We start from the raw sequence: 16,787 nt of genomic DNA, 5'->3' as shown, positions 1-16,787 counted from the left end.
GTTTCGGTATGTCATGCCCCGGAAAAGGTTCGGGGCAGATCCGGATCCGGGCTTGCGTTTCCACCGAACCTCACCGAGGATGGCTCAGGTCGCGTCGTTACCGTGGCGTGACCGTTCGGACGCCGTCCTGTGACCTGTCCGATCGCCCCCACCCCTGCACGGGGGGGCCTGGTGAGTTCCACCATGCCCAAGCTCACGAGGAGCGCTTTTCAGATGTCCAAGGCCCGACATGCGCGCGCCCGGCGAAGTACTCGCCGGGTGGCCCGAACCCTGTCCATCGCCGGTCTGGGAGCCGGCATCACCGCCGTCGGCGCCGGCTCGGCGTTCGCGACCGACTACCAGGTCAAAGCCGGCGACACCCTCTCCGAGATCGCGGCCGCCAACGGCACCGACTGGCACGAGTTGGCCCGGATCAACAACCTGCAGGACCCGAACCTGATCCTGATCGGGCAGACCCTGACCCTGGACGGCGTGAAGAAGTCCGCCGACCAGGCCCCGCGGGTCGTCGAGAAGAAGTCCGAGACCAGGAAGAAGACCACGAAGAGCGACCGCGAGCAGCGCACCACCCGCTCCGAGGACCGCCCGAAGTCGAGCGGCAAGGCGAACCTCAGCGGCGCCTGGGCGAAGGTCGCGAACTGCGAGTCGAGCGGCAACCCGCGCGCCGTGAACCCGGCCGGCTACTACGGGCTGTTCCAGTTCGACCTGCAGACCTGGCGCAGCGTCGGCGGCTCCGGCAACCCGGCGAAGGCCTCGCCCGCCGAGCAGCTGATGCGCGCGAAGAAGCTGTACGCGCAGCGCGGCGCCCAGCCGTGGCCGGTCTGCGGCAAGTACCTCCGCTGACCCACGGCCGGACGGACGGCGGTAGACCGTCCTCCCCCGTCCGTCCGGCCCTTCGGACCGCTTCCCGCTCATCGTGGCGGGTAGGCAGGGTCTGGTGGTCCAGCGCCGTAGCGAGGAGGTGCTCGGTGCGGTAGCTCGGCGTGCGGGGGCGAAGGTCTCGATGCGGAGCATCGTGGCCTTTGCACCCGTGCGGCGAGATGCCGTGCCGAGTGCCCCGCAGTAGGCGATGGATCACCAGACCCGGCCTCAGTGCGCAAACTCATCCGTGAGCGCGATGAGCGGGAAGCACCAGTTCTCAGGTGCGGGTGATGACCAGCATCTCGTTGGCGCCGACCTGGAACTCGTACGGAACCTTGCGGACCTCGCAGGTGACGTTCTCGAGAGACGCCAGCAGGTCGGGCAGCCAGGGGATCGGTTCGCCGGTGCCCTGCAGCACCAGTGGGAAGATGCGTACTTCGTCGTTGCTGACCCGGATCAGCTCGCGCAACGCGGCCGCATGCCAGTCCCGGTCGTACTTGTCGGCCCACGTGAACAGCAGGTGCGAGCACAGCACCAGCTCGAACCGGCGGTCACCGAACGGCAGGTCCGGCAGCCCCGCGGCGACGTAGCGCTCCGGCGCGGCTGCGACGTCCTGCAGGAACCGGTCGGCCGCCTCGATCCGGTATTGGTCCTTCCGCTCCGGAGACCCGTACCAGGTCCAGACGAAGCTTCCTGCGTGCTCGTCGACGATCCCCGAGGTCGCCGGCAGGCTCTTGCGCACACTGTCGACGAGCTCGGCCGGCTCCAGTTCGTACGCCGGGTCGGCGGCGATCGCGTCCACACCACGGGCCGCGGCCTCGGCGGTGAAGCCGGCGCCACCCGCGCAGCAGTCGAGGACGGAGTCCGGGAGTTCTTTCAGGTCGAACATCGCTTCGTACTCGGCGTACGAGCGCGAGGTCACCAGCACGGGTCTACCTTTCGACGGTTGTCCTCCGGCGCAACCGGCGGTCCAGGGTGGTCGCCCCGGCCGCCAGAGCCAGGAACAGTACCGCGACCAGCAGACAGTTCAGCAGCACCCTTCCGTACCCGTGCTCGCCGACGTCCACGAACGGGTACGGGTAGAACCCGACGAACTCGCCGCGGATCAGCGTGAACCCCAGCCACAGCAGCGGGAACACGATCGACCACTTCACGATCCGCCAGTCGGTCAGCCCGCGCGGCCCGAACAGCAGCCAGCCGAGTACGCCGGCCAGCGGCGCAGCCGTGTGCAGCAGAAGATTGGCCACCCAGGCCCACCCGTCGAGGTCGTCGAGCCCGGCGAGCACCGTGTGGTAGACGATCCCGGTCACCGCAATGCAGAGAACCCCGTTCAGCCGCAGGGTTTTGAACAGCACGCCGTCCGTGCGGCCGGGCCACAGGGCGAGTACCAGCGCGGTACCGCCGAGCAGCAGGTTCGACTGGATCGTGAAGTACGCGAACACGTTGAACAAGCGCTCGGGCGCGGTCGAGAAGAACCCCTCCTCGTTCTGCGCCGAGAGCGGCAACTGGATCCCGATCCCCGCGGCCACGACCAGCACGGTCAGCCAACTCCAGACACGCCCCGTCATCGTCATGAACGCAATGTACGACGACCGAGCGTGACGAGGGAGGACGTCAGACCGACTGCTTCTCGCGCGCCGTCCGCTCCTCCGGCTCGGCGCCCTCGAACGAGTAGCTGAACGAGACGATCGCGTCGATCGCCAGCACGATCGTCCAGGTCCACGCCGGGCCGAGCACCGCGTCGTACCCCCGGCCGGACAGCAGGCCGAGACCGACCATGATGCCGACGCCGACGCCGTACGCGAGCAGGTGCCGGTACCAGCCGGCGCGCTCCCGGCGGGCACGCTCCGGGCCCTTCTTCGGCGGCTTGACCGGTCGCGGCGCACCGCCCAGGTAGTGCGCGGCCCACTTGTCCGCCCACTTCAGCGACTGGTGGCCGAAGCCGACGCTCACACCGATGAAGATCGCGGCCAGCGAGTGCTTGAAGCCGGGCTCCCCGCCGCGATGGATGTCGAGGATGCTCGCCACCAGCATCACGACGTCGACGAGCGGTACGGCGGCCAGCAGCACCAGGCCGGCCTTCGGCCGCCGGAGCAGGTAGCGCGCCACCAGGCCCGCGGCCAGCAGCACCCAGAACCCGATCTCACACGCGGCGATCACAGCGAGCAGCACAGTGTTCCCCTCCCGAACTTGTTTAAGTACGACTGTGTTGTAAAACGAGGCTAACACAGGTGTGCTAAAAAGGACCACATGCCGAAGATCGTCGACCACGCCGCCCGCCGCGAGGAGATCGCCGAGGCGCTCTGGCGGGTGGTCCGCCGGGACGGGATCCGGGCCGCCTCGGTCCGCACCATCGCCGCCGAGGCCGGCTGGTCCGCGGGCGCGGTGCGCTACTACTTCCCCGACCAGGACGGACTGCTCAGCTTCGCCATGGACCTGGTCTCGCGGCGGGTGACCGAGCGGGTCCGGGCGATCGACCCCAAGGGCAGTGCGACGACCATCGCGCTGCGGTACCTCGAGGAGGCGCTGCCGCTGGACGCCGAGCGCCGCGCCGAGTTCGACGTGTGGATGGCGTTCATGGCGCAGGCCCAGGCCGAGTCCGGCGCCGGCGCGCTGCACGAGCATGTCGACACCGTGCACAACGGACTGCGGGAGCTCTGCGACTCGCTGCTGCACGCGCTGGCCGCGGACGGAGCACTCGCCGACGGTCTCGACCTGCGCCGCGAGGTCGACCGCTTGCACGCACTGATCGACGGCCTCGCGCTGCACGCCGCGATCCAGCCCGAGCGCACCACGCCGACCCGGCTCCGGCAGGTACTTCGGCATCACCTGGACTCGTTGATGGCTTGAGTAACCCCTTACAAAGCTGGGTTTTCGCCAAGAAACGCCAGCGGCCGGACCAAAACCACGCGGCACGTGGCACGATCACCGCATGGAGTCCGAGGGGGTGATCGTCGTCAGCGGAATCATGGCGGCGGGGAAGTCGTCGGTGTCCCAGATGCTCGCCGAAAGGTTCCAGTACGGCGTGCATCTGCGGGGGGACGTGTTCCGGCGGATGATCGTGAGCGGCCAGGCCTCGATGGCCGACGACGTGCTCGAGGCGCAACGCCAGCTGCAGCTGCGCTACCGGCTGGCCTGCAAGGCCGCCGACGAGTACGCGCGTGCCGGGTTCACCGTGGTGCTGCAGGACGTGGTGATCGGCGAGCTGCTGCGTGAGTTCCTGGACGGGATCCGGACGCGGCCGCGCTACCTGGTCGTGCTGACGCCGCGGCCCGAGGTGATCTCGAGCCGGCTCGGCGGGGCACACCATCTGGTCGACGAGCTGGACTACGAGCTGCACGCGTTCAGTCCGCGGCGCGGGTTGTGGCTGGACAACTCCGACCTGTCCGTCGGCGAGACCGTCGACGCGATCCTCGGCCGGCTCGACGAGGCACGCTTCGACTGACAGGTTCGGCTACCCAGAGGTAGTTTGAGGAGATGACCGTACGGCGGACCTCCTGCAATCTCTGTGAAGCGATCTGCGGCGTTCTCGTCGCCGTCGAGGACGGCCGGGTCACCGACATCCGCGGCGACGAGTCGGACCCGTTGTCCCGCGGTCACATCTGCCCGAAGGCGGTCGCGCTCCGCGACCTGCAGGACGACCCGGACCGGTTGACCACGCCGGTCCGCCGGACCCCGGACGGCTGGCAGCAGATCGGCTGGGAGGCGGCCTACGAAATCGTTGTCGGAAAGCTGACCGGAATCCAGCAGGAACACGGCCGGAACGCGGTCGGGGTGTATCTCGGAAACCCGAACGTGCACAGTCTCGGCGCGCTCACCCACATGCCGACGATGGTCCGGCAGCTGCGCACCCGGAACCGGTTCAGCGCGACGTCCATCGACCAACTGCCGCACATGCTCGCGTCGTACCTGCTGTACGGCCACCAGTTGATGGTGCCGGTGCCGGACATCGACCGGACGTCGTACCTGTTGATGCTCGGCGCGAACCCGCTGGCGTCGAACGGCAGCATGATGACCGCACCCGGTTTCGGAACACGTTTGAAGGAATTGCGGAAACGCGGCGGAAAGGTGGTCGTCGTCGATCCGCGGCGGACGGAAACCGCGGCGGTTTCCGACGAGCACCACTTCGTCCGCCCGGGCACCGACGCGGCGTTCCTGCTGGCGCTGATCCATCAGGTGATCGCGGACGGACACGCCCGGGTGGCGTCGTACGTCGACGGGCTGGCGACGGTCGAGGCCGCGGTGGAGAAGTGGACGCCCGAGCGCGCGGCGGCGATCACCGGGATCCCGGCCGACGTGATCCGCCGGGTGGCGGAGGAGTTCGCGACCGCGGACCGGGCGACCTGCTACGGCCGGGTCGGGGTGTCGACGCAGCAGTTCGGGGCGATCTGCCAGTGGGCGATCCAGGTGCTCAACATCATCACCGGCAACCTCGACCGGCCCGGCGGCACGATGTTCCCGCGGCCGGCCGTGAACGCGTTGCTCGGACTCGGCCGCGGGCATGTCGGCGTGTGGAAGAGCCGGGTGCGCGGGCTGCCGGAGTTCGGCGGCGAGCTGCCGGTGGCGACGATGGCCGAGGAGATCCTGACGCCGGGCGAGGGGCAGATCCGCGCGATGGTGACCGTCGCGGGCAACCCGGTGCTGTCGACGCCGAACGGCAGCCGGCTCGACGAGGCGTTCGCCGCGCTGGATTTCATGGTCGCAATCGATCCGTACATCAACGAGACAACCAGGCACGCCGACGTGATCCTGCCGCCCGCGCCGCCGCTGGAGCGGGAGCAGTACGACATCGTTTTCCACCAGCTCGCGGTGCGGAACACCGCCCGCTGGAACGACCCCGTGCTGCCCAAGCCCGCCGAGGCCCGGCACGACTGGGAGATCTTCCGCGACCTCGGCCTGGCCTTGGTACGCCGTACGCCCTGGAGCCGGCGCCGCGCGGAGGTGACGGCGCGACTGCGGACGCCGCCGCGGTGGATCGTGGACGCCGGGTTGCGGATCGGGCCCTACCCGTTGTCGGTGCGCAAGTTGCGGCGCTCCCCCGGCGGTGTCGATCTCGGGCCGTTGCAGCCCGCGCTGCCGGGTGCGCTGCATCGCAAGTCGAAGCGGATCGACCTCGCGCAGCGGATGATCCTCGACGAGCTGCCGCGACTCGACGCGTTGACCGAGCTGTCGGCCGGCGAGCTGCTGCTGATCGGGCGGCGGCATCTGCGCAACAACAACTCGTGGATGCACAACTCCGCACGGCTGGTGAAGGGCAAGCCCCGGCATCAGCTGCTGATGCATCCCGACGACCTGGCCGACCGCGGGCTCGCCGACGGTCAGCTCGTCACCGTCGCCTCCACGGCCGGATCCGTTGCGGTTGAAGTTGCCGCTAGCAACGACATCATGCCGGGGGTGGTGAGCCTGCCGCACGGCTTCGGACACAACCGTCCCGGCTCCCGGCTCACGGTCGCGAACCAGGTCCAGGGCCCGAGCGCCAACGACGTCACCGACGCCAACCTCGTCGACGCCGTCGCCGGCACCGCGGCAGTCAACGGCGTACCGGTCACGGTAACCGCCACTGACCCCGGCGGCGTAGCAGTTACCCCGAACGCTCGCTGACCCGTCGGCGCGCGGGCGCTGATCCCACGCGGCCCCGGCAGCGCGGCGGCGGGCCGGAGCTGTCGCGGATGATGAGCAGCGGCGTGGAGTACAGGTGCGACTGCGCAGGCGCGCCCGTCAGCAGGTCCAGCAACCGTCGCGTTACCTCGGCGCCGTACCCGACCACGTTGTGACTCAACGCCGTCAGCGTCGGATGCGTGATCCGGCACAGCGTCGAGTCGTCCCAAGCCACCAACGTCACGTCCGCCGGCACCCGCAGACCCAGCGCCTGCACCACAGCCAACCCCGCCACAGCCATCAAGTCGTTGTCATAAACGATCGCCGTCGGCCGCGCCGCACCGGCCAGTGCATCGCGCGTAGCACCCGCGCCCCGCGACGCCGAGTAGTCCGTGTGATGCGTGACCGCACTCAGCCCGAGCCGCCGTACGGCGACATCGAAAGCCTGGTCGCGGATCCACACGTCCCCGAACTCGGGCGGCCCCGCCACCCGCGCGATCACCCGATGGCCGAGCGACGCCACATGGTCGAGCGCCGCGTTCATCGCCGCCGTACTGTCCGTCCACACACAGGGCATCCCGTCCGCGAGCGCGGGATCACCGACCAGCACGGCCGGCAGACCGAGCTTCCGCAGTACCGGGATCCGCGGATCGCCGACCCGGAGGTCGACGACGAGCACCCCGTCGACGCGCCGCTCGGCCGCCCACTTCCGGTACGTCGCCAGCTCCTCGTCGAGATCCGCCACCACCTGCAGGGCGAGCGCGTACGAGTGTTCCGCGAGCACGGCCTCGACGCCGCCGACGAAGCCCATGAAGTACGGCTCCTCGATCAGCGTCTGGGCGGTCCGCGCGAGCACCAGCCCGAACGTCTCGCTGCGCGCCGCGGACAGCTGCCGGGCGGCGCGGTTCGGCACCCATTCCAGCTCCGCCGCGACCCGCAGCACCCGCGCCCGGGTGGCCTCCGACACCCCGGGCTGGTTGTTCAGCGCGTACGAGACCGCCCCTTGCGAGACACCGCACCGCCGGGCGATCTCCTTGATGGTCACGCGCGACACGACACCCTCCTCACCGGGCGCCCGAACCCCATCGAAGCCAGGTCTCCAGTGTCCCGCGCTTTCAACCCTCTGTCATCAGTTGACCACAAGACGTAACCATTTGATCAAACCGCGGAGCCCTTGGTGACCGCCCAGTGGTTGGGCGGAGGGTGGTGTCGGCAGGCCGGATTGGGATACGGTTGCCGTCGTTACTTAACCGGTTCGGCTTATCAGTCGGCGTCAACCCCAGGGCAGCGGGTGCGGCGCCGCCGACAAGGAGAAACCATGGTCGCAAAGGACCACCTGTCCCTCCAGTTGTACACGGTCCGGGGCAAGCTCGAAGAGGACTTCGACCGCACCCTGGCCCGCATCGCGGAGATCGGCTACACCAAGGTCGAGCCCTTCGGTGTCACCGCCTTCGCGGACCGCCTGGCCGAGGCGCTGCCCAAGCACGGCCTCTCGGCCCCGACCACGCACGCCGGCCTGCTCCGCGAGGACAGCGCCCCGATCTACGCCGCGGCGCAGCGGCTCGGCATCACCACGGTGATCGACCCGCACACCGACCCGGCGCGCTGGCAGTCGGCCGACGAGATCAAGGTCATCGCCGACGGGCTGAACAAGGCCGCGATCGAGGCCGCCGACCACGGCATCACGGTCGGCTACCACAACCACCACTTCGAGCTGGAGTCGAAGATCGACGGCGTGCACGCGCTGGAGATCCTGGTCGACAACCTGTCCGACGCGGTGATCCTCGAGGTGGACACGTACTGGGCCGCCGTCGGCGGTGCCGACGTACCGGCGCTGCTGAAGAAGTTCGGCGACCGGGTCAAGGCCATCCACGTCAAGGACGGCGACGGGACGCTGGACAACAAGGCCCAGGTCGCGGTCGGCGACGGCACGATCGCGGTCCGGGACATCCTGGCCGCCGCGCCGCAGGCCCTGCGCGTGGTCGAGCTCGACGACTTCAGCGGCGAGATCTTCGACGCGGTCGAGGGCAGCTACGCGTTCCTGACCGGAGAGGGCGCACCTGAATGAGCGCGGTCGGCGTAGGTGTGATCGGCGCCGGAGTCATCTCCGACGCCTACATCAAGAGCATGCAGAGCTTCCCGGACCTGAAGGTCGTCGCGATCGGCGACCTGCGTCCGGAGGCCGCCCAGGCGAAGGCCGAGCAGTTCGGCATCGACACCCACGGCGCGCCCGAGGTCGTGCTGAACAACCCCGACGTCGAGATCGTGGTCAACCTGACCATCCCGGTCGCGCACGTCGAGGTCGCGCTCGCGGCGATCGCCGCCGGCAAGCACGTGTGGAGCGAGAAGCCGTTCTCGCTGGACCAGGACAGCGGCCTCAAGCTGCTCGCCGCGGCCGACGACGCCGGGCTGCGGCTCGGCTGCGCGCCGGACACGATCCTGGGCCCGGGCCTGCAGGAGTCCCGCCGGATGATCGAGCGCGGTGACATCGGTACGCCGTTGACCGCGCTGACGCTGTTCCAGTCGCCCGGGCCGGAGTCCTGGCACCCGAACCCGGCCTTCCTGTTCCAGGAGGGCGCGGGCCCGCTGTGGGACATCGGCCCGTACTACCTGACCACGCTGGTGCAGTTGCTCGGCCCGGTCGCCGCGGTCGCGGGGATCGGCTCGAAGTCCAAGGACAAGCGCACGATCGGTTCCGGTCCGCTGGCGGGGACCGACTTCGACGTGACCGTGCCGACGCACGTCAGCACGATCGCGAAGTTCGAGTCCGGGCAGTCGTCGCAGAGCATCTTCAGCTTCGACTCGCCGCTGCCGCGCGGCGGGTTCGTGGAGATCACCGGCTCGGACGCGACGCTCGCCGTCCCGGACCCGAACGCGTTCGACGGTGCGATCAAGATCCGCCGGCGCGGCGCCGAGGACTGGGAGACCGTCGCCGAGACGAAGGCGGTCGCGCAGCGCGGCACCGGCGTCCTCGAGATGGCGCGGGCGATCCGGGCCGACCGGCCGCACCGGGCCACCGGGTCGCTGGCGTTCCACATCGTCGACGTGATGGCGTCCATCACCGACTCGATCGACACCGGCCAGTTCGTCGACGTCAAGAGCACCGTCGAGGTCGCGCCGATCCTGCCGGACGACTGGGACGTGACCGCAGCGACGCTATGACCAGCATCCTCCTCGATCCCCGGCGGACCGTCGTGTTCGCCGGGGACTCGGTCACCGACTGCGGCCGCCGTACCGATCCCGACGGGCTCGGCGACGGCTACGTCCGCACGCTGTACGACGACCTGTCCGACGAACTGGGCGAACGCCGGCCGGCGATCGTCAACACCGGCATCAGCGGCAACCGCGCGGTCGACCTGGCCGCGCGGTGGGCCGCCGACGTGCTCGCCCACGACCCGTCGCTGGTGTCGATCCTGATCGGGATCAACGACACCTGGCGGCGGTACGACGAGGACGACCCGACGACCCCCGAGGCCTTCGAGGCGTCGTACCGGGCACTGCTCGACGCGTTGACCTGCCCGGTCGTCCTGATGGAGCCGTTCCTGCTGCCGGTGAAGGCCGGGCAGCAGGAGTGGCGCGAGGACCTGGACCCGAAGCTCGAGGTGGTCCGGAAGCTCGCCGTCGAGTACGGCGCGATCCTGGTCCCGACCGATGTCGAGCTGACGAAGGCCGCAGCCGCCGTCGGCCCGGCGACACTCGCCGACGACGGTGTGCATCCGACCGCCGCCGGCCACCGTGCCCTCGCCGATCTGTGGCGACGGTACGTCCTCGACTGACACTTCCGCCGCTCCCCCGCTGCCGACAGGGGGAGCGGCGCGTTCCGACTAAACCGGTTCACCCCTGGAGCCCGACTGTGACATCACTCAAGACCCTCGACCTCACCACCGCCGGCGGTGCCGCCTGGACCGTCCACGCGGTCGAGGGCCCGGCGCCGGACGGCCTGATCGGTCGCGCCGTGGCGGCCACCGTGCCCGGCGAGGTGCACACCGACCTGCTGGCGGCCGGCGAGATCTCGGACCCGTTCGACGGTGACAACGAGTCGAAGCTGCACTGGATCGGCCGCACCCGCTGGAGCTACCGGACGACGTTCAGCTGGGTTGCCGACAGCAACGACCGGCAGGAACTGGTCGCCGAGGGCCTGGACACCGTCGCGACCGTCACGCTGAACGGCCGGGAGCTCGGCCGGACCGCGAACCAGCACCGCTCGTACCGGTTCGACGTCACCGGCGTGCTGGTTGCCGGGGACAACGAGCTGGTGGTCGAGTTCGAGGGCCCGGTGACCGCCGCCGAGGCCGAGCGGGCGAAGGTCGGCAGCTGGCCGCACACGAACCTGCACCCGTACAACGAGCTGCGCAAGATGGCGTCGAACTTCGGCTGGGACTGGGGACCGGACGTCGCCACCGCGGGCATCTGGCGGCCGATCCGGATCGAGTCCTGGTCGGACGTCCGGATCGCCGCGGTGCGTCCGCTGGCCCGCGTCGACGGCACGGACGGCGCGGACGGCGTACTCACGACGTACGTCGAGCTCGACTGGACCGACGGCGCCGCCGGCGAGGCGACCGTGACCATCGAGGTCGGCGGCACCCAGCAGTCGACGACCGTCGCGCCGGGCACCGGCACCGTCGAGCTCGTCAGCACGGTCGCCGAGGTCGACGTCTGGTGGCCGCGTGGGTACGGCGAGCAGCCGCTGTACGACGTCACGGTGACGGTGAACGACGACGACTGGCACGGCCGCGTCGGCTTCCGGAACGTCACCGTGGACGTTGCCCCGGACAACAACGGTACGCCGTTCGTGATCTCGGTGAACGGCAAGCCGGTCTACGTCCGCGGCGCGAACTGGATCCCCGACGACGCGTTCGTCACCCGGCTGACCGCGGACACGTACCGGACCAGCGTCCAGGACGCGGTCGACGCCGGGATGAACCTGCTGCGGGTCTGGGGCGGCGGCATCTACGAGAGCGAGCACTTCTACGACGTCTGCGACGAGCTCGGGATCCTGGTCTGGCAGGACTTCCTGTTCGCGTGTGCGGCGTACTCCGAGGAGGAGCCGCTGTGGAGCGAGGTCGAGGCCGAGGCTCGCGAGGCCGTCACGCGGCTCAGCAAGCACGCCAGTCTCGCGGTGTGGAACGGCAACAACGAGAACATCTGGGGCTACGTCGAGTGGGGCTGGCGGGTGCCGCTGGCCGGCCGTGCGTGGGGCGCCGGGTACTACCTGGATCTGCTGCCGAAGATCGTCGCCGAGCTCGACCCGCGGACGCCGTACTCCGCCGGCAGCCCGTACTCGTTCGACCAGTTCATCCACCCGAACGACGACCGGCACGGGACGATGCACATCTGGGACGTGTGGAACCAGGTGGACTACACGACGTACCGCAAGTACAAGCCGCGGTTCGTGTCGGAGTTCGGGTTCCAGGGACCGCCCGCGTGGTCGACGCTGACGTCGGTGGTGCACGACGCGCCGCTGGACCCGTACGGCGAGCAGATGCTCGTGCACCAGAAGGCGTTCGAGGGCAACCTCAAGCTCGAGCGCGGCCTCGGCGAGCACCTGCCGAAGTGGAAGGACATCGACGACTGGCACTGGACGACGCAGCTGAACCAGGCGCGGGCGATCGCCTTCGGCATCGAGTACTTCCGCAGCCTGTTCCCGCTGAACACCGGTGCGGTGGTGTGGCAGCTGAACGACAACTGGCCGGTGGTCTCCTGGGCGGCCGTCGACGGGCACGGGATCCGCAAGCCGTTGTGGTACGCGTTGAAGCGTGTGTACGCCGACCGGCTGCTCACCGTGCAACCGCGCGAGGACGCCCTGGTCGTTGCCGCCCACAACGACACCGACGAGGTGTGGACGACCGAGGTGACGGTCGCCCGGCGGTCGACCGGCACGGGTGGCGACGTGCTGGCCCAGGAGACGTTCGCAATCGAGATCGCCGCGCGGTCGGCGGCCGTCAACGACCTTCCGGCATCGGTCGCGGTTCCCAAGGACGCCACGTCGGAGTACCTCGAGGTCCGGGCAGCCGACGGTACGACGGCCTACTGGTACTTCGTCGAGGACACGTCCCTGCGCCTGGCCTCGGACGCCTACTCTGCCTCGGTCACGCCGACCGGGGACGGGTACGACGTGACGGTGACGGCGACCGCGTTGGCCAAGGACGTCGCGCTCTTCCCCGACCGCCTGGATGCGGCAGCCCGGGTCGACAGCTGCCTGATCACCTTGTCGGCGGGCGAGTCACACACGTTCCACGTGACTGGGACGAGCGCACCGGCCGTCGACCTCGGCGTACCGGTCCTGCGCTCGGCGAACGACCTGGTCGGCTGAGTCTTCTCGAGACGTGCGGTCGGAGGTGAACCCGGGCGCAGGGCATACTTCGGGCCTGTGAGCCGGGTGATGACGGGGGCGGCCGTGTTCGCGGCCGTCGCGGCGGTACTCATCGGCTGCGCTGACACACCGCGCACAGAAGCTCCTCCGACCCGGCCGACGACACCGACCGGCCCGACGACACCGGCCTTGCCCGCGCCGACAGGTTCACCGCCGGCACCGAGTACGGCGCCGGTGCGCACCGACCGGCCAGGTACCTCCCGCGGCACGAACTTGATGCCGATGATCCAGCACGGGCCGCGGGGACCGAAGCGGATCGCTCTCACCTTCGACGCCGACCTGACGGTGGCCATGCGCGAACGGCTCCGCGCCGGCACGGTCCGCTCGTACTACAACGACGCCCTCGTCGAGCAACTTCGCACGCTGCGGGTCCCAGCCACGCTCTTCCTCACCGGTCTGTGGATGGAGCAGTACCCCGACCACACCAAGGAGCTCGCCAAGGACTCGCTGTTCGAGCTGGGCACCCACAGCTACGACCACCGCGGCTTCACCAAACACTGCTACACCTTGGGCACCCTCCCCCGCGCCGCCATGCTCGACGACGTGCGCCGGGCCGTGGTGTTGCTGGATCGGCTCGACCCGCGGGCGACCAGATGGTTCCGGTTTCCGGGCGGCTGCTACGACGGCACAGCCCTGCACGAGCTCGCGCCGGCCGGCCTGACCGCGGTCGGACTCGACGTACCGGGCGCCGACGGGTTCGCCAAGTCCCCACAGGCGGTCGTCAAGCAGGTGCTGGGAAACGCCCGCGACGGCTCGATCGTCGTCCTCCATCTGCACGGCGGCGACAACGCCCCGTACACGGACGAGGCCATCGGCCCGATCGTCCGTGGCCTGCGCGCCCGTGGCTTCGAACTGGTCACCGTCACCGAGCTCATGGCGCCGTAGCCGCTGACCTCGGGGTCAAGGTGTTGTTCGGACCGCCGCGGATGAGAGTCTGGCTGTCACCATCCGGCGACGATCGGACTCGACGTGACGACTACGGCTGACTCCCGCTCCCGCGGCCGGAGCCTGCGGCGCAACACTCTCGGCGTCGGCCAGTCCACCGCGATCGGGATGGCTTCGACTGCTCCGGCGTACTCGCTGGCCGTCTCGGTGGGCCTGCTCGCCGGCTACGTCGGCGCGGCGGCTCCGCTGGTGCTGGCGGTGAGTGCGGTGCCGGTGATCCTGGTCGCGCTCTGCTTCCGCGAGCTCAACCGGGCCGAGCCGGACTGCGGGACCACGTTCCCCTGGACCGAGAAGGCGTTCGGGCTCGGCGTCGGCCGGATGGTCGGCTGGACCACGGTGACGGCCTGTGTGCTGGTGATGAGCAACCTCGCTCAGGTCGCCGCGGTGTACACCTACACGCTGCTGGGACTCGACGGCGCGGCCGAGTCGCGGGTCGCGCAGGCCGGGCTCGGGACCGCGTTCATCCTGGCGATGGCACTGCTCGCGTACCGCGGGATCCGGGTGGCCGCGTGGACCCAGGTCCTGCTGCTCACGATCGAGCTGGTCATCCTGCTGTGGTTCGCGATCAACGCCTTCCGGAAGGCGGAGAGTTTCGGCATCCCGGCATTGGACGCCACCGGGGAGGGCGCCTGGGCCGCGGGCGTCCTGGTCGCCGTCTTCCTCTACTGGGGTTGGGACTCCTCGTTCAGCGTCAACGAGGAGTCCCGCGATCCGCGCCGTACGCCGGCCGTGGCCGCGCTGGCGGCGAACGGCGCGCTGGTCCTGCTGTACGTCGTGGTCGCCTGGGCCGCGGTCGCGTACGCCGGGACCGGCCCGCTCGCGGAGATCGCGGACGACGACTTCTTCGCCGTCCTCGGCGCCGACCTCCTCGGCAGCGCCGGCGGCAAGCTGCTGATCGCGGCCGTGCTGGTGTCCGCCTTGGCGTCGACCCAGACGACGATCCTGCCGACGGCACGGACGATGCTGTCGATGGCCCGTCGGGACGCCTTTCCCGGGCAGTTCGCGCGGATCTCCGCCCGCTACCGGACGCCGAGTGTGTCCACCTGGGCGTTCGCTGCCGCCAGCGTCCTGGTCTACGTCGCACTGGTGCTCACCTCGGACGCGGTGCTGGCCGACTCGGTGGCCGCGGTCTCCGTGCTGGTGTCGCTGTACTACCTCGCCACGGCGCTCGCGGTGCCGGTGTACTTCCGCGGGGACCTCGGGGGCCGGCTGCTGCAGCGGCTCGTCGTACCGGTCCTGGCGGCCGGGTCCTTCGTCGCGGTGCTGGCCTGGGCGGTCGCGGACGTCGGAAGCGGGCCGCTGGTTGTCGTGGGTGTCACGATGGTGGTGGGCGGCGCCATCATGTTCTCGATGAAGCCGCCGGCGGAGGGGGAGGGCAGGCGATGAATCGGCGGATGCGCAGTGCGAAGGTCACCCTCGGGCTGACGGCCCTGATGGCCGCGTCACTGACCGGGTGTGCGAGCGACGAGGACGAGCAGCCGGACTACGCCGCGATCTGCGTCGACCCGGAGACGCAGACCCGGGCCGACGACGACAACTGCACCGACGAACGCGAGTACCACGGGTCCGGCGGCGGGTTCTTCTGGTTCTACATGGCCACCCGGGGCAACGCCTTCGTGCCGCCGGTCGGCGGGCGCTACAACGTGGCCCAAGGCACCTATACGGTGCCGCGGTCGGGGTCGCCGACCGTCCGCCGGGGCGGCTTGGACCGCGGCGGCGGTGACATCGGCACGATCACCCGCGGCGGGTTCGGCAAGTCCGGCCACGGGAGCTCTGGCGGCTGATGTGGCGGCACGCGATCAAGCCCCGGCCGCGGTGGAAGGACACCGTGGTCGAGCAGGGCCTGGTGTTCCCGATGACCGATCTGCCGGACGGCACCGAGACGCCGTACTGGAACGAGAGCGCCTGGTACGAGGTGACGATGGACGAGGTCCTGCACCTCGAGCGCGTCACCGAGGAGCTGTACGGGATGTGCCGGCACGCGGCCGAGGTGATGGCCTCGGGTGACCGGTTCTCCGACACCCAGCTCGGGCTCGCGCCCGGTACCCTGCCGCTCGTCCGCGAGTCGCTGAAGCGCGACGACCTGTCCGTCTACGCGCGCTTCGACCTGGCCTGGAGCGGGGCCGAGCCGAAGATGCTGGAGATCAACGGCGACACCCCGACCGGCCTGGTGGAGTCCGCGGTGATCCAGTGGAACTGGCTGGAGGACGTGTTCCCGGACGCCGACCAGTGGAACTCGGTGCACGACCGCCTGGTCAAGTGGTGGGCCGAGCACCTCGCGGCCGGCCACTTCCCGGGCAACGAGGCGCACTTCTTCAACTCCGGGGCGGAGACCTCCGGGGAGGAGGCGATGACGGTCGCGTACCTGCGCGACACCGCCGCGATGGCCGGGCTGGCGACGTACGGGCACGAGATCGAGGACGTCGGCTGGGACTCGGCCCGGCGGGCCTTCGTGGACTGGGGCGGGCGGCCGATCCGGACCGCGTTCAAGCTCTACCCGTGGGAGGACATGCTCGACGACGAGTTCGGCCGGTACGTCCTGGCCGGGCTGGAGCCCGAGCCGGTGCGGTGGATCGAGCCGATCTGGAAGACGATGCTGTCCACCAAGGCGATCCTGCCGGTGCTGTGGGAGCTGTACCCGGACCATCCGAACCTGCTGCCGGCGTACTTCGGCGATCCCGGCGACCTGCTCGAGTGGGTGGCGAAACCGCTGCACGGACGGGAGGGCAGCAACATCCACATCCACACCCTGGCCGGCACCGAGGACCACGTGCACGAGGGTCCGTACGACACCTCGACGATGGTCTACCAGGAGTGGCACCCGCTGCCGTCGTACGACGGGAACCGCGCGGTCATCGGCAGCTGGATCGTGGACGGCGTCGCGGCCGGCATGATGGTCCGGGAGTCCGACGGGCCGATCACCGACTACTACGCCCGCTTCGTCCCGCACGCGATCGGAACCAGTCCGCGGCCGGACCAGGCCACGATCGACGCCTGGCTCAACGAATAGTGC

General features: G+C 69.9%; 16 protein-coding genes. 12 read left to right on the top strand and 4 right to left on the bottom strand.

Annotated elements, in window-relative coordinates; translation table 11 throughout:
* The first annotated feature begins 213 nt into the window (after nt 1-213).
* The gene (locus ABN611_RS15525) at nt 214-840 is read left to right on the top strand and encodes a transglycosylase family protein (protein WP_350280577.1); all 627 of its coding nucleotides are present in this window, start codon (nt 214-216) and stop codon (nt 838-840) included.
* Nucleotides 841-1,135: 295 nt separating this feature from the next.
* Here ABN611_RS15525 and ABN611_RS15520 read toward each other — a convergent pair whose 3' ends face one another.
* The 3 genes from ABN611_RS15520 to ABN611_RS15510 are packed head-to-tail and all read right to left on the bottom strand — an operon-like array spanning nt 1,136 to nt 3,030.
* A complete protein-coding gene (locus tag ABN611_RS15520; RefSeq protein ID WP_350280576.1) occupies nt 1,136-1,786 on the bottom strand; it encodes a hypothetical protein in 651 nt (216 codons plus the stop codon).
* Between the two features lie 4 nt (nt 1,787-1,790).
* Nucleotides 1,791-2,432 (bottom strand): Pr6Pr family membrane protein, encoded by a 642-nt coding sequence (locus ABN611_RS15515; protein WP_350280575.1) that lies wholly within the window; start codon nt 2,430-2,432, stop codon nt 1,791-1,793.
* Between the two features lie 40 nt (nt 2,433-2,472).
* Nucleotides 2,473-3,030 carry a 2TM domain-containing protein gene (locus ABN611_RS15510; RefSeq protein WP_350280574.1) on the bottom strand — a complete coding sequence of 186 codons (558 nt, stop codon included), beginning with the start codon at nt 3,028-3,030 and terminating at the stop codon, nt 2,473-2,475.
* A gap of 78 nt (nt 3,031-3,108) precedes the next feature.
* On the opposite strand from ABN611_RS15510, the gene ABN611_RS15505 reads away from it, so the two are divergent.
* The 3 genes from ABN611_RS15505 (at nt 3,109) to ABN611_RS15495 (ending at nt 6,459) form a co-directional block, all read left to right on the top strand.
* Complete coding sequence (locus ABN611_RS15505) at nt 3,109-3,708, top strand: TetR family transcriptional regulator C-terminal domain-containing protein (RefSeq protein ID WP_350280573.1); 600 nt, start codon at nt 3,109-3,111, stop codon at nt 3,706-3,708.
* 82 nt (nt 3,709-3,790) lie between these two features.
* The gene (locus ABN611_RS15500; RefSeq protein WP_350280572.1) at nt 3,791-4,303 is read left to right on the top strand and encodes an AAA family ATPase; all 513 of its coding nucleotides are present in this window, start codon (nt 3,791-3,793) and stop codon (nt 4,301-4,303) included.
* Between the two features lie 32 nt (nt 4,304-4,335).
* Nucleotides 4,336-6,459, top strand: a complete 2,124-nt coding sequence (locus tag ABN611_RS15495; protein WP_350280571.1) for a molybdopterin-dependent oxidoreductase — start codon at nt 4,336-4,338, stop codon at nt 6,457-6,459.
* On the opposite strand, the gene ABN611_RS15490 is transcribed toward ABN611_RS15495, so the two are convergent.
* The gene (locus ABN611_RS15490; protein ID WP_350280570.1) at nt 6,440-7,510 is read right to left on the bottom strand and encodes a LacI family DNA-binding transcriptional regulator; all 1,071 of its coding nucleotides are present in this window, start codon (nt 7,508-7,510) and stop codon (nt 6,440-6,442) included. The two genes, ABN611_RS15495 and ABN611_RS15490, sit on opposite strands and share 20 nt — an antisense overlap.
* Before the next feature lie 264 nt (nt 7,511-7,774).
* On the opposite strand from ABN611_RS15490, the gene ABN611_RS15485 reads away from it, so the two are divergent.
* The 8 genes from ABN611_RS15485 (at nt 7,775) to ABN611_RS15450 (ending at nt 16,784) form a co-directional block, all read left to right on the top strand.
* Nucleotides 7,775-8,524, top strand: a complete 750-nt coding sequence (locus ABN611_RS15485; RefSeq protein ID WP_350280569.1) for a sugar phosphate isomerase/epimerase — start codon at nt 7,775-7,777, stop codon at nt 8,522-8,524.
* The gene (locus ABN611_RS15480; RefSeq protein WP_350280568.1) at nt 8,521-9,618 is read left to right on the top strand and encodes a Gfo/Idh/MocA family oxidoreductase; all 1,098 of its coding nucleotides are present in this window, start codon (nt 8,521-8,523) and stop codon (nt 9,616-9,618) included. Before ABN611_RS15485 ends, ABN611_RS15480 begins: the two co-directional genes overlap by 4 nt.
* On the top strand, nt 9,615-10,232 hold the full coding sequence (locus ABN611_RS15475) for an SGNH/GDSL hydrolase family protein (protein ID WP_350280567.1): 618 nt from the start codon (nt 9,615-9,617) through the stop codon (nt 10,230-10,232). Before ABN611_RS15480 ends, ABN611_RS15475 begins: the two co-directional genes overlap by 4 nt.
* A 77-nt stretch (nt 10,233-10,309) precedes the next feature.
* Nucleotides 10,310-12,769: a glycoside hydrolase family 2 protein gene (locus ABN611_RS15470; protein ID WP_350280566.1), complete on the top strand. Its 2,460-nt coding sequence runs from the start codon at nt 10,310-10,312 to the stop codon at nt 12,767-12,769.
* 282 nt (nt 12,770-13,051) lie between these two features.
* Nucleotides 13,052-13,714: a polysaccharide deacetylase family protein gene (locus ABN611_RS15465; RefSeq protein ID WP_350280565.1), complete on the top strand. Its 663-nt coding sequence runs from the start codon at nt 13,052-13,054 to the stop codon at nt 13,712-13,714.
* An 84-nt stretch (nt 13,715-13,798) separates the two neighbouring features.
* Nucleotides 13,799-15,160 (top strand): APC family permease, encoded by a 1,362-nt coding sequence (locus tag ABN611_RS15460; RefSeq protein ID WP_350280564.1) that lies wholly within the window; start codon nt 13,799-13,801, stop codon nt 15,158-15,160.
* Nucleotides 15,157-15,558: a hypothetical protein gene (locus tag ABN611_RS15455; RefSeq protein ID WP_350280563.1), complete on the top strand. Its 402-nt coding sequence runs from the start codon at nt 15,157-15,159 to the stop codon at nt 15,556-15,558. The genes ABN611_RS15460 and ABN611_RS15455 overlap by 4 nt, the downstream gene beginning before the upstream one ends.
* Nucleotides 15,558-16,784 (top strand): glutathionylspermidine synthase family protein, encoded by a 1,227-nt coding sequence (locus ABN611_RS15450; protein ID WP_350280562.1) that lies wholly within the window; start codon nt 15,558-15,560, stop codon nt 16,782-16,784. Before ABN611_RS15455 ends, ABN611_RS15450 begins: the two co-directional genes overlap by 1 nt.
* Nucleotides 16,785-16,787 lie beyond the last annotated feature (3 nt).

The sequence above is a fragment of the Kribbella sp. HUAS MG21 genome, from assembly GCF_040254265.1.
Lineage (GTDB): Bacteria > Actinomycetota > Actinomycetes > Propionibacteriales > Kribbellaceae > Kribbella.
Note: the sequence above shows the minus strand (reverse complement) of the source record. Positions and strands in the feature narration are given on the sequence as shown.